The organism is Lentzea sp. NPDC004782, assembly GCF_040609115.1.
In the GTDB taxonomy this organism is placed as follows: Bacteria; Actinomycetota; Actinomycetes; order Mycobacteriales; family Pseudonocardiaceae; genus Lentzea.
This window is the reverse complement of the sequence record NZ_JBEXJN010000003.1, coordinates 247,468-259,964: the sequence shown is the minus strand read 5'-3', so window position 1 is coordinate 259,964 and position 12,497 is coordinate 247,468. Positions and strand designations below refer to the sequence as shown.

The 12,497-nt window shown below is 70.6% G+C and carries 14 protein-coding genes; 2 read left to right on the top strand and 12 right to left on the bottom strand.

Annotated elements, in window-relative coordinates; translation table 11 throughout:
* Window positions 1-196: 196 nt before the first annotated feature.
* Genes ABZV40_RS04540 through lgt form a run of 3 tightly spaced genes read right to left on the bottom strand, consistent with a single transcriptional unit; the run spans window position 197 to window position 3,232 of the window.
* Window positions 197-1,546, bottom strand: coding sequence for a HAMP domain-containing sensor histidine kinase (locus tag ABZV40_RS04540; RefSeq protein WP_355435657.1), 1,350 nt, complete (start codon window positions 1,544-1,546; stop codon window positions 197-199).
* Window positions 1,547-1,594: 48 nt separating this feature from the next.
* The gene (locus ABZV40_RS04535) at window positions 1,595-2,257 is read right to left on the bottom strand and encodes a response regulator transcription factor (protein ID WP_355435654.1); all 663 of its coding nucleotides are present in this window, start codon (window positions 2,255-2,257) and stop codon (window positions 1,595-1,597) included.
* A 3-nt stretch (window positions 2,258-2,260) separates the two neighbouring features.
* Window positions 2,261-3,232, bottom strand: coding sequence for a prolipoprotein diacylglyceryl transferase (lgt, locus tag ABZV40_RS04530; RefSeq protein ID WP_355435808.1), 972 nt, complete (start codon window positions 3,230-3,232; stop codon window positions 2,261-2,263).
* A gap of 278 nt (window positions 3,233-3,510) precedes the next feature.
* Between lgt and ABZV40_RS04525 the strand changes: the two genes are divergently transcribed.
* Window positions 3,511-4,659, top strand: coding sequence for an FAD-dependent monooxygenase (locus ABZV40_RS04525; RefSeq protein ID WP_355435651.1), 1,149 nt, complete (start codon window positions 3,511-3,513; stop codon window positions 4,657-4,659).
* Here ABZV40_RS04525 and ABZV40_RS04520 read toward each other — a convergent pair.
* From ABZV40_RS04520 to ABZV40_RS04495, 6 genes are all read right to left on the bottom strand, one after another.
* Window positions 4,656-5,228 carry a Uma2 family endonuclease gene (locus ABZV40_RS04520; protein WP_355435648.1) on the bottom strand — a complete coding sequence of 191 codons (573 nt, stop codon included), beginning with the start codon at window positions 5,226-5,228 and terminating at the stop codon, window positions 4,656-4,658. The genes ABZV40_RS04525 and ABZV40_RS04520 overlap by 4 nt on opposite strands.
* Before the next feature lie 235 nt (window positions 5,229-5,463).
* Window positions 5,464-6,258, bottom strand: coding sequence for a tryptophan synthase subunit alpha (gene trpA / locus ABZV40_RS04515; RefSeq protein ID WP_355435645.1), 795 nt, complete (start codon window positions 6,256-6,258; stop codon window positions 5,464-5,466).
* Window positions 6,258-7,478, bottom strand: coding sequence for a tryptophan synthase subunit beta (gene trpB / locus ABZV40_RS04510; protein WP_355435642.1), 1,221 nt, complete (start codon window positions 7,476-7,478; stop codon window positions 6,258-6,260). The genes trpA and trpB overlap by 1 nt, the downstream gene beginning before the upstream one ends.
* Window positions 7,479-7,513: 35 nt before the next feature.
* Complete coding sequence (gene trpC / locus ABZV40_RS04505; RefSeq protein WP_355435639.1) at window positions 7,514-8,323, bottom strand: indole-3-glycerol phosphate synthase TrpC; 810 nt, start codon at window positions 8,321-8,323, stop codon at window positions 7,514-7,516.
* Between the two features lie 132 nt (window positions 8,324-8,455).
* Window positions 8,456-8,854, bottom strand: a complete 399-nt coding sequence (locus ABZV40_RS04500; RefSeq protein ID WP_355435636.1) for a Trp biosynthesis-associated membrane protein — start codon at window positions 8,852-8,854, stop codon at window positions 8,456-8,458.
* Window positions 8,844-10,382, bottom strand: coding sequence for an anthranilate synthase component I (locus ABZV40_RS04495; RefSeq protein WP_355435633.1), 1,539 nt, complete (start codon window positions 10,380-10,382; stop codon window positions 8,844-8,846). Before ABZV40_RS04495 ends, ABZV40_RS04500 begins: the two co-directional genes overlap by 11 nt.
* Before the next feature lie 38 nt (window positions 10,383-10,420).
* On the opposite strand from ABZV40_RS04495, the gene ABZV40_RS04490 reads away from it, so the two are divergent.
* Complete coding sequence (locus tag ABZV40_RS04490; RefSeq protein WP_355435631.1) at window positions 10,421-11,032, top strand: TetR family transcriptional regulator; 612 nt, start codon at window positions 10,421-10,423, stop codon at window positions 11,030-11,032.
* Here the strand turns inward: ABZV40_RS04490 and hisI are convergent.
* From hisI to hisF, 3 genes are read right to left on the bottom strand one after another with little or no spacing between them, the layout of a single operon-like run.
* On the bottom strand, window positions 11,029-11,376 hold the full coding sequence (gene hisI, locus ABZV40_RS04485; RefSeq protein ID WP_355435628.1) for a phosphoribosyl-AMP cyclohydrolase: 348 nt from the start codon (window positions 11,374-11,376) through the stop codon (window positions 11,029-11,031). The genes ABZV40_RS04490 and hisI overlap by 4 nt on opposite strands.
* A complete protein-coding gene (locus tag ABZV40_RS04480) occupies window positions 11,373-11,732 on the bottom strand; it encodes a hypothetical protein (RefSeq protein ID WP_355435625.1) in 360 nt (119 codons plus the stop codon). Before ABZV40_RS04480 ends, hisI begins: the two co-directional genes overlap by 4 nt.
* On the bottom strand, window positions 11,729-12,487 hold the full coding sequence (hisF, locus tag ABZV40_RS04475; protein ID WP_355435622.1) for an imidazole glycerol phosphate synthase subunit HisF: 759 nt from the start codon (window positions 12,485-12,487) through the stop codon (window positions 11,729-11,731). The genes ABZV40_RS04480 and hisF overlap by 4 nt, the downstream gene beginning before the upstream one ends.
* Between the last annotated feature and the right edge of the window lie 10 nt (window positions 12,488-12,497).

The following is a 12,497-nucleotide window of genomic DNA, read 5'->3' as shown; positions in this document are numbered from 1 at the left end:
GCGGTCGGCCCCCCCCCCCCTACCCCACCCCCTCGCGGTCGTCCCCGCCCCACAAACCCCACATCCCCCATCACCCGCCCCCAACCCCCCACGACGTAAACGCTCCTACCAGCCACAACAAGATGGAGAAGGCTCACCACCAACCCGTGATCAAATCGCCGGTTGCCACAGACGACCGACTTTGCCGGGGCCCTGGTCAGGCGCTGAGCGCGACCTTCACGTCCAGGCCCGGACCGGCGTCGTGCAGCGTGAGCGTGCCGCCCGCCGACTCGATCAGCTCGGCGCAGATGGCGAGCCCCATCCCGGTGCCCGCGATGTTCTGGTGCTTGGTGGCCCGCCAGAACCGCTGCAGCGCCTGCTCGCGTTCCTCCGCGGTCAGGCCGTCGCCGTCGTCGACGACGTGCAGCTCGCCGGGCTTGCCGGTGATCCGGACCTTCGTGGCGTTGGCGAGCCTGATGGCGTTGCTGACCAGCTCGTCCAGCACGCTGCCGAGCCCGCCGGGCGGCTCCTGCATGGTGAGGCCCGGTGGCACGTCGATCTCCAGGTCGACGCCCGACTTGGCCGCGAGCGCCTGCCAGGCCGGTTTGTGGGTCACCAGCAGCTGGTCGATCTCGACCGGTTCGGTGCTGCGCGCGCTGTCCAGGCGGGTCGCGGCGAGCAGCGTGTCGAGCACGCGGCCCATCTCCTCGGCCTCCTCGACGGCGATCTGGTGCGCCTCCCGGCCGTGCTCGCCGTCCACGTGCGGCGAGAGGTTGTCGACGGCGAGCCGCAGGCTGGCGAGCGGGTTGCGCAGCTGGTGCGACGCGTCGGCCACGAACGCCTTCTGCCGGTTCAGCGCCTTGCCGACGACGTCGACCATGGTGTTGAAGCTTCTGGCGAGCCGGCGCAGCTCAGGTGGCCCGCCGACCTCGTCCGCCCGCACGTCGAGGTTGCCCGCCGCGACCGCCGCCGTGGCCTCGTCGAGCCGGCGGACCGGCCGCAGCACCCACCGCGACATGGGCCAGGCGGCGGCGACCACGGCCAGCATCGGGGCCAGCCCGGCCAGCGCCATGAGGCCCCACTGGCGCAGGATCTCGCCGCGCAGCGCACCCGTCGGCGAGATGGTGACGACCGCGGCGACCGCCTCGCTGTCCCGGCCGACCGGCTCCACGACGACCATCGGCCCCGTGCGCCACGGCCAGCCCGAGTAGTCGGTGTCGGGCTGGATGCCGTTGAGCGCCTCGTTCAGGACCGCGACGACCGCGGGGTCGCCGGTGGGGTTGAAGCCGCGGCGTGACGTGAGCAGCACCCGTTTGTCGGCGCTGACCAGGGCGACCGGGATGTCGTAGAGCTGGTCGTAGCGCTGGATCTCGAAGTCGAGCGGGAGGAGCCGGTCCGACTGCAGCGCGCTCTCGGCCAGCGAGGCGAACCGTCGCGCGTCACCGAGCCGGTCGAGGTACGTGGTCTGGGTTTCGCGCTGCACCACCGCGGACGCCAGCGGGATGCCGAGCGCCGCGACCAGGGCGACGAGCAGCGGAACGGTGATGACGAGCAGTCGGCGGAGCATCAGCCGCGATTGTTCCGCACCCGCCGGTGGATGTCTTCCGGAGCTTCATCACCCGGCGAGGCGGTAGCCGACACCCCTGACCGTCTCGATCTTGACGTGCCCGCCGAGCTTGCCGCGCAACGCCGCGATGTGCGTGTCCAGCGTCCGTGACGGCGCCTCCCAGTGCGCCTGCCACACCTGGTCGACGATGAAGTCGCGGCTCACCACCTCGCCCGCCCTGGCCGCGAGCAGCGCGAGGAGGTCGAACTCCTTGCGCGTCAACGACAACGGCGAGCCCGCCAGCGTCACGGCACGGGTCGACGCGGAGATCCGCAGCGCGCCGACCTGGATCGGCCCCTCGCTGTCCGGCCCGGCGCGGTGCGTGCGGGTCCTGCGCAGCACGGCCTCGATGCGCGCGAGGAGCTCGGACGTGCCGAACGGTTTCACCACGTAGTCGTCCGCGCCCGCCCGCAACCCGAGCACGCGCTCCCGTTCCTCACCACGCGCGGTCACCGTGATCACGGCCGTGCCCGGACGGTGCCGCAGCTCGCGCAACACGTCCAGGCCGTCGCCGTCGGGCAGGCCGAGGTCGAGCAGCACCACGTCCGCCGGAGCGGCTTTGAGGGCGTCGGCGGCCGTGGCCACCCGATGCACCTCGTAGCCGGCGTGCCGCAGCGCGGTCAGCAGGCCTCTGGCCACCCGGTCGTCATCTTCGACGACGAGCACGCGCACAGATCACTCCGGTTTGACGGACTCCGGGGAGTTGACGGACTCCGCGGAGCTCTTCTCTTCCTTCACGTCGTCGTCCGCCGCGGTGACGAGCTCGTCGTCGCCGGGTGCGACGCCGGCCCGCAGCGCCGCGACGTCCTCACGCTCACCCCGCGACCGCGCCACGACGAAGTATGCGACCGCACCGAGGAAGACCAGCGCCGACACGAACACGTTGACCCGCGTGCCGAAGATCAGCGTCGCCTCGTCCGAGCGCATCAGCTCGATCCAGAACCGCCCGGCCGTGTACCCGGCCACGTACAGCGCGAACGCCCGCCCGTGACCCAGCCGGAACTTGCGGTCCGCCCACACCACCAGCAGCGCGACGCCGAGGTTCCACAGCAGCTCGTAGAGGAACGTCGGGTGCACGACCTGGATCGGCGTGTGGTCGATCGCCACCCCGGCCAGCGCGTCCTCGCGCCCGTCCGGCGTGACGCGGCGGTAGATCTCCAGGCCCCACGGCAACGTCGTGTCGCCGCCGTAGAGCTCCTGGTTGAAGTAGTTGCCGAGCCGCCCGATGGCCTGCGCCGTGACGATGCCGGGAGCCAGCGCGTCCGCCAGCGCCGGCAGCGGGATGCCCTTGCGCCGGCACCCGATCCACGCACCCACCGCGCCCAGGGCGATCGCACCCCAGATGCCCAGGCCACCGTTCCAGATCTCGAGCGCCGCAAGGGGGTTCTTCCCCGGCCCGAAGTACTTCTGGTTGTCGGTGATGACGTGGTAGAGCCGCCCACCGACGAGGCCGAACGGCACCGCCCACACGGCGATGTCGGTCACCTCGCCCTTGATTCCCCCGCGGGCGACCCAGCGGCGTTCGCCCCACCAGATGGCGACGATGATGCCGGCGATGATGCACAGCGCGTAGGCCCTGATGGGGAGCGGACCGAGGTGCCACACACCTTGGTCGGGACTCGGGATCGTGGCCAGGACGGCGTTCAACACAGCGCCCACCGTACCGGTGCCCCCCGTGACGTCTCGCCGGGACGCTCCTTCGTTAGGGGTTCGCGACCTTGGTGAACTTCGCATGAGGTCCGGGCGGCGTCTGCACAGGTGGTCGGTTGCCACGGTCCCGCCGGCTCGCCACGCCCTCGCCACCGACCCCTCATCCGTGGCCGTGTGATGCGGGCCGAGCGGGTTGGTGACCTTCTTAGGGGGTTCGTGATCGCCGAGCCGAGATACTCGGACGCGGGCTGTGGCGGACGCGCGAAAGGTCGGACATGACGATCCTGGTGGTCGGCGGCGGTATCGGTGGACTGGCTGCGGCGCTCGGGCTCGCGCGGGCCGGGCACCGCGTGACGGTGCTCGAGGCCGCGGCGGTGTTCGAGGAGATCGGCGCCGGCATCCAGGTCGGGCCCAACGGGTTCCGCATGCTCGACTCCCTCGGTGTGGGGGCGGTGGTGCGGTCACGGGCCGTGCACGTGGACGAGTTGCGGCTGCGGTGCGGGGTCTCCGGCCGGCTGATCGCCCACCTGCCGATCGATGCCGGTTTCCAGCAGCGGTTCGGCACGTACGCGGTGGTGCACCGCAACGACGTGCTCACGCCGTTGCTCGACGCGTGCCAGAACGACGAGCGCATCGATCTGCGGGTGAACAGCGGCGTGGAGGGCTACGCGCAGGACGCTGACGGCGTCACGGCGGTGCTGCGGTCGGGCGAGGTCGTGCGCGGGTCGGCGATGGTCGGCGCGGACGGGTTGCGGTCGGCGGTGCGGCGGCAGCTCGTGGGCGACGGGGATCCGCAGGTGTCCGGGCACACCACCTTTCGCGCGGTCATTCCCGCCAAGGACGTGCCGCGCGACCTCAAGGAGAACGTCGTCACGCTGTGGGCCGGGCCGCGCTACCACGTGGTCTGGTACGTCATCGCCGGTGGGCGGTACGTGAACCTCGTGGCCACGACCGACAACGGGGCCGCCGAGCCCATGACCGGCAAGCCCGTCGAGCACGCCGACGTCGTGCGGCACTTCCGGCCGTTGTGCGACGACGCCGCGCGGATCATGGAGCTGGCCGGCGAGTGGCGGGCGTGGGTGTTGTGCGACCGGGCGCCGATCACGAACTGGCAGGACTCACGGGTCGTGCTGCTCGGCGACGCGGCCCATCCCGTGCTGCAGTACGCCGCTCAGGGGGCCTGCCAGGCGTTGGAGGACGCCGTGTGCCTCTCGTCGGTGTTCGACCCGCGTGACGTGGTCGGCTCTTTTGCGCGTTATGTCGCTATGCGCTGTGCGCGGACCGCGCGCGTCCACCACGCCTCACGGTCAATGGGGCGGGAGGTCTACCACCCGGCCGGTGACGCCGCCGCGGCCCGTGACGCGATGTTCGCCTCGTGGACCACGACCGACCTGCACGAACGGCTGGAGTGGCTGTACGGCTAGGAGGGCAGCTCGATCGTGACCGGGAACGGCCGCCCGAACGTCAGCACGCCGTTCTCGCTGCGCGCGATCTCGACGTACTTCCCCTCTTCCCCGAGTTCGAGCAGCGTCGCCTTGGGGACGTCCGTGGCCGGATCGATCATCAGGTAGTAGGACACACCGGCTTCGGCATAAACCTGGCGCTTCACCACCAGGTCCTTCACCTTGGTGCTCCGGGAGATCACCTCGCCGATGAGGAGCACGTCCGCCGCCGGCACGGTCAGGCCCTTGGCCCCTCTGCGCTTCAGCACGGTGAAGTCCGGGATGAACAGCCGATCGCCGTCGAACTGGACGTTGAGCTCGATCGTGGTCTCGAACTCCTTCGGACACGCTCCACGCAACGCGTACGACGCCTCGAACACCAGACGCTGGTGCACGGCGGTCCCCAGCGGGCTCACGTAAAGCATCCCGTCAACGAGCTCGATGCGCTGACTGTTGTCCTCCGGCAACGCGAGGACGTCTTCGAGCGTCCAGGGTCCCTCGTGGTTGGGCAGCAGGTAGTCCGGCTTGGCTTCAGCTGCTGGAGCCGCCACTGAACATCACCTCCGAAAACCGCCCGGCGAGTACCAGTGTGGCACGCCGGGCGGACAGCTGGCTCGTGCATAGCGCCACGATCGCAGGTCAGACCGGCGCTCCAACCAGGTTTCGCCCCCTATCGGCCCCAAGTTCACTCGATCAGGTGTTCGAATCTGTGTCATCCTCTTGGAGGAGCTGCAAGACAGCGAAAAGCCGCCCGGCCCGAAGGCCGAGCGGCTCCCGAAGACCCCGTCAGACCGTGGCGGCCGCCGACCGCACGCCCTTGGCCAGATCAGCGGTCAGCGCGCGCACCGCCGCGTCACCACCCTCGACCACAGCCGACACGAAAGCGGAACCGACGATGACACCGTCCGCGAACCCGGCGATCTCCGCAGCCTGCGCACCGGACTTCACGCCCAGACCGACACCCACCGGGATCGACGAGTGCGCACGCACCCGCGCGACCAGCTCGGGCGCGGCGGACGACACCACGTCACGGGCACCAGTGACACCCATGACGGCCGTCGCGTACAGGAAGCCGGACGACGCGCGAGCGGTCATCTCGATGCGGTCCTCGGTCGACGACGGCGCCACCAGGAAGACCCGGTCCAGTCCGTGCGCCTCGGAGGCGGCCATCCAGTCGGCGGCCTCGTCCGGCACCAGGTCGGGCGTGATGAGACCCAGCCCACCGGCGGCCGCGAGGTCGCGGGCGAACGCGTCCACGCCGTACTTCAGCACGGGGTTCCAGTAGGTCATCACGACCGCGCGGCCGCCGGCGTCGGCCACGGCGGAGACCACGTCGAACACGTCGCGCACCCGGAACCCGGCGGCCAGCGCCTGCTCGGCGGCGGCCTGGATCGTCGGGCCGTCCATCACGGGGTCGGAGTACGGCAGACCGACCTCGATCAGGTCGCAGCCGGACTCGACCATCGAGCGGAGGTAGGACTTGGAGCCCTGAACCGTCGGGAAACCCGCCGGCAGGTACCCGACCAGCGCGGCCCGCGACTCGGCCTTGGCCGCGGCAAACACGTCAGACACCAGCGACATCAGGCCTGTCCCCCGTCAGCGAGGCCGAAGTACTTCACGGCCGTGTCCATGTCCTTGTCCCCACGACCGGAGAGGTTCACCACGAGCAAACCGTCCGGGCCCAGCGACGGCCCGAGCTTCAACGCGCCCGCGAGGGCGTGCGACGACTCGATCGCCGGGATGATGCCCTCGGTCCGCGACAGCAGCGCGAACGCCTCCATGGCCTCGGCGTCGGTCACCGGGAAGTACTCGGCCCGGCCGATGTCCTTCAGGTGCGAGTGCTCAGGGCCGACACCGGGGTAGTCGAGACCGGCGGAGATCGAGTGCGCCTCGGTGATCTGGCCGTCCTCGTCCTGCATGACGTACGACATCGCGCCGTGCAACGAGCCGGGCGTGCCGGCGGTCAGCGTCGCGCCGTGGCTGCCGGTCTCCACACCGGCACCACCGGGCTCGACACCGACCAGGCGCACGTCCGGGTCGTCGATGAACCCGTGGAAGATGCCGATGGCGTTCGACCCGCCACCGACGCACGCGACGACGGCGTCGGGCAGCCGGCCGGCCTTCTCCAGGATCTGCTCGCGCGCCTCGATGCCGATGATCCGGTGGAAGTCGCGGACCAGCAGCGGGAACGGGTGCGGGCCCGCGGCCGTGCCGAGCAGGTAGTGCGTCTCGTCGACGTTGGTGACCCAGTCGCGCAACGCCTCGTTGATCGCGTCCTTGAGCGTGCGCGAGCCGGACTTCACCGGGATGACCTCGGCGCCGAGCAGCCGCATGCGGGCGACGTTCAGCGCCTGCCGCTCGGTGTCGACCTCGCCCATGTAGACGACGCAGTCGAGGCCGAGCAGCGCGCAGGCCGTCGCGGTCGCCACGCCGTGCTGGCCGGCACCGGTCTCCGCGATCACGCGCTTCTTGCCCATGCGCTTGGTCAGCAGCGCCTGACCCAGCACGTTGTTGATCTTGTGTGAACCGGTGTGGTTCAGGTCCTCGCGCTTGAGGAAGACCCGCGTTCCGGCGTGCTCACCGAACTTCGGCGCCTCGGTCAGCAGCGACGGACGGCCGGCGAAGTCCTTCAGCAGGCGCTGGAACTCGTTCACGAAGTCCGGGTCGAGGCGCGCCTTGTCGTACTCCGCGGCCAGCTCGTCGACCGCCGCGATCAGGGCCTCCGGGACGAACCGCCCACCCCACGGGCCGAAGTGGCCACGCTCGTCGGGATCGTGCGGCGTGGGCGTGAACTGGCCCATCGGGTAACTCCTCTAACGCAGTTATCGATGATGCTTCATCGACTGGGCCGCGGGCACGCGGGATGCGACCCGGCGGTCACGAGCTTGTTCACGGCGGCCTTGGGGTCGCCGCTGGTCACCAGGCTTTCGCCGACGAGCACCGCGTCGGCGCCCGCTCCGGCGTAGGCCATCAGGTCGCCGGGCCCGGTCACGCCCGACTCGGCGATCTTGACCGTCTCGAAGGGTAGTCCGGGAGCGATCCGACCGAAAACGTCTTTGTCGACCTCCAGCGTGTGGAGGTTGCGGGCGTTGACGCCGATGACCGACGCGCCGGCCTCAAGAGCGCGGTCGGCCTCCTCGGCCGTGTGCACCTCGACGAGCGCGGTCATGCCGAGCGACTCGACCCGGTCGAGCAGCGACACCAGCGCGTTCTGCTCCAGCGCCGCCACGATCAGCAGCACCAGGTCCGCACCGTGCATGCGCGCCTCGTGCACCTGGTACGGCGACACGATGAAGTCCTTGCGCAGCACGGGAATCTTCACCGCCCGGCGCACCGCGTCGAGGTCGGCGAGCGACCCGCCGAACCGCCGCTGCTCGGTCAGCACGCTCACGACCGACGCGCCGCCCGCCTCGTAGGCGGACGCGAGCTCGGCCGGCTCGGGGATCTCCGCCAGCGCGCCCTTGGAGGGGCTGCGGCGCTTGACCTCGGCGATGACACCCACGTTCGGACCGCGCAGCACTGACATCACGTCGAGCGGCGGGGCTGCCTTGGCCGCGCGCTCCTTGACGACGTCGAAGGACAACTGAGCCTCGCGAGCGGCGAGATCCTCACGCACACCTTCGAGGATCGACTCGAGAACCGTCACAGTCTTGCTCCCCTTCCCGCTACGGGGATGCTAACCCCGGCGGAGTAACGCCCCAGCCACCGGGGGTTCAGTGTCCACGCAGCTAACCGAGGTTGTGCACGTGCCACATGCGTGAACGCAGATGGATGATCTTCACTCGTTCGAGGAAGGCCCGCCGGGGGTCTTATCGTCGGTTGGATCATCTCCGCGCTCCAGTGCGCGCCACAGGTCGGCCTCGGGGTCGTGCGCGCGGGTCTTCTGCCCGCCCACCCCGATCTTCGGCATCCGGCCCCCGAGCGCTACCTGAAGCACGCCGGAGGCCACCACGAGCACACCGCCCGCGATCGCGAGCCAGTGGCCGGTGAACGCCGCCGCGACGCCCACGACCACCAGCAACACGCCGAGGATCCGGCGCGCCACGCCGCTGAGCGCCACCGCCGCCGCGACGGAGGCCAGGCTCAGCAGCGCCAACGGCACGGAACCCGCACCCCAGAAGGCACCCGCCGCACCCACGAGCAGGAGTGCGGCGATCCACAGTGGACTAGCTTTCAACTGCGGGCCGCATCGTCTGGGCCGTGGCGATCGCGGCCAGCACCGCGCCCGCCTTGTTCAGGCACTCGTTGTCCTCGGCCTGCGGGTCCGAGTCCGCCACGATGCCGCCGCCGGCCTGCACGTAGGCCACCCCACCGCGCACGAGAGCGGTGCGGATGGCGATGGCGGTGTCCGCGTCCCCGGCGAAGTCGAAATAGCCCACAACGCCGCCGTAGAGGCCGCGACGGGTGGGTTCCAGCTCCTCGATGAGCTCCATCGCGCGCGGCTTCGGCGCACCGGACAGCGTGCCGGCCGGGAAGCAGGCCGCGACCGCGTCGTAGGCGGTCTTGCCCTCGGCCAGCTCACCGGTCACGGTCGACACGATGTGCATGACGTGGCTGTACCGCTCGACCTTGAAGAAGTCGACGACGTGCACCGAACCCGGCTTGCAGACGCGGCCCAGGTCGTTGCGGCCGAGGTCGACGAGCATCAGGTGCTCGGCTCGCTCCTTGTGGTCGGCGAGGAGGTCCTTCTCCAGCAGCGCGTCCTCCTCCGGGTCCTCGCTGCGCCAGCGGGTGCCCGCGATCGGGTGCGTGGTCGCCTTGCCGTCGCGCACCGTGACCAGCGACTCGGGGCTGGAGCCCACGATGTCGAAGCCGTCGAGGCGCAACAGGTACATGTACGGGCTGGGGTTCGTCGCGCGCAGCACCCGGTAGATGTCCAGCGCGTCGGCGTCCGTCTCGATCTCGAACCGCTGCGACACGACGACCTGGAACGCCTCGCCCGCCCGGATGGCCTCCTTGGCCTTCTCGACGGCCGCGAAGTGCTCGGCCTGCGAACGCCGGCGCCGGAACTCGGGCTTCGGCCTGCTGAACACGGCGGCGGTCGGCGGCGCGGGCGTGTGCAGCGCGACCGTCATCTCGTCGAGGCGCCGCACCGCGTCGTCGTACGCGGCGTCGACGCGTTCCGGCGAGTTGTCCCAGTTGATCGCGTTGGCGATGAGCGTGACGGTGCCCTCGTGGTGGTCGAGCGCGGCCAGGTCGGTCGCGAGCAGCATGACCAGCTCGGGGATCTTCAGGTCGTCCTCGGCGATGACCGGCAGCCGCTCCAGCCGCCGCACCGCGTCGTAGCCGATGTAGCCGACCATGCCACCGGTCAACGGCGGCAGACCGGGCAGCGGGTCGGTGCGCAGCACCTCGACGGTCTCGCGCAGGGCCTGCAGCGGGTCGCCGCCGTCCGGCAGGCCGACGGGCCGCGTGCCCGTCCAGTACGCCTCACCGCCGGTCGCCGTCAGCGCCGCCGAGGAGCGCACGCCGATGAACGACCAGCGCGACCACGACCGCCCGTTCTCCGCCGACTCGAACAGGAACGTGCCGGGCCGGTCCGCCGCCAGCTTGCGGTAGAGACCGACCGGCGTCTCCGCGTCCGCCAGCAACCTGCGCACCACCGGAATCACCCGGCGGTTGACGGCCAGCTCGCGGAAGTCCTCGCGCGTTGGGCTCACGGCCCCCAGACCAGCGGCGGCCACAGCCCCGATGACGCTCACCATGAGGACAATTGTTGCATAAATTCAACATCTGTTGAACTATGACCCGTGTGGAGCAAGTGAACCAGAAACGTCGTGGCCGCCGAGCCGCGGGCGAGGACACCAGAGCCGCGCTGATCGCCGCGGCACGCGAGACGTTCGTCGAGAAGGGCTACGACGGCGCGACGGTCCGCGCGATCGCCGCCAGGGCCGGCGTGGACGCCGCGATGGTCAACCACTGGTTCGGCGGCAAGGAGGGCCTGTTCGCCCAAGCCGTGCTGCAGCTCCCGTTCGACCCGTCCGAGATCCTCAAACGCCTGCTGGACGGCCCGGTGGAAGAGGCGGGCGAGCGCATCATCCGCAACTTCGTGACCATCTGGGACGCGACCGGCGGCGGCACGTTCGCCGCGCTGATCCGCAGCGTCACGAGCCACCAGGAGGTCGCGAACGCGCTGAAGTCGTTCTTCGTCAACGCGATCTTCAAGAACCTGCTGGCCGAGATCGGCGCCGAGCAGCGCGAACTGCGCGCGACCCTGTGCGCCACCCAGATGGTCGGGCTCGGGATCGTCCGCTACGTGGTCCACTTCGAACCGCTGGCGTCGGCCGACCTCGACACCGTGGTCAGGGCGGTGGCGCCGAACATGCAGCGCTACCTGACCGGCGACCTGAGCTAGGGCGCGAGCAGCACCGTCGCGTCGAAGCACGTGCGGTCACCCGTGTGGCAGGCCGCGCCCACCTGGTCGACGGTGAGCAGCAACGTGTCGCCGTCGCAGTCGAGCCGCACCTCGTGCACGTACTGCGTGTGCCCGGACGTCTCGCCCTTCACCCACAGCTGCTGCCGGCTGCGCGAGTAGTAGGTGGCGCGGCGGGTGGTCAACGTGCGGTGCAGCGCCTCGTCGTCCATCCACGCCACCATGAGCACTTCGCCGGTGCCACGCTGCTGGGCGACGGCGCAGACCAGGCCGTCCGCCGTGCGCTTGAGCCGGGCGGAGACGGCGGGATCGAGCGGGCTGCTCAACGGGGTCCTCCCAGGTGTTCGCGAGCGGGTCCGGTGTTGAGCAGGACCACTCCGTAGATGTGCACGGCGGACAGCACGCCGGACGCGACGCGCGCCCACGACGGGCCGTCGGCCAGGACGATCACGAGGTGCAGCAGTGCGACGAGGATGAACACGACCATCGCCGGGTAGTGCATGAACCGCAGCCGCAACCACAACGCCGCCGCCACCGGCAGTTCGACGACGGCGACGAACGACGGCAGCTTCAGCACGGCGACGTCGCCGGTCGCGCGCCACAGCACGAGTCCGACCGCGAAGAACACCGCTGCGCCACCGAGCGCCACCGCCGAGGCCACCCGCACCTCGACCGGTGTCATCGCACCACGACGCCCGCCTGGCGCAGGCCGTCCTTGACCTCACCGATGCGCAGCTGTCCGAAGTGGAACACGCTGGCCGCGAGCACGGCGTCGGCACCGGCGGCGACGGCGGGCGGGAAGTGGTCGACCGCGCCCGCGCCACCGCTGGCGATCAGCGGCACGTCGACCTCGCGGCGGACCAGCTCGATCAGTTCGAGGTCGAACCCGGCCTTGGTGCCGTCGGCGTCCATCGAGTTCAACAGGATCTCGCCGACGCCCAGCTCCTGACCGCGCGCCGCCCACTCCACGGCGTCGATGCCGGTGCCGTTGCGGCCGCCGTGCGTCGTGACCTCGAACCCGGTGCCGCCGGGCACGCGCCGCGCGTCGACGGACAGCACGATGCACTGCGCGCCGTACCGCTCCGAACACTCGCGCAGCAGTTCGGGCCGGGCGATGGCGGCGGTGTTGAGGCTGACCTTGTCCGCGCCCGCGCGCAGCAGCTTGTTCACGTCCTCGGGGCTGCGCACGCCGCCACCGACCGTGAGCGGGATGAACACCTGCTCGGCCGTGCGCCGGACGACGTCGTACGTCGTCTCGCGGTCGCCGCTGGACGCCGTCACGTCGAGGAACGTCAGCTCGTCGGCACCCTCGGCGTCGTAGGCCCTGGCCAGCTCGACGGGATCGCCCGCGTCGACGAGGTTGGTGAAGTTGACGCCCTTCACCACCCGGCCCCGGTCGACGTCGAGACAGGGGATGACGCGAACAGCCACTGACATGCGCGAAAGC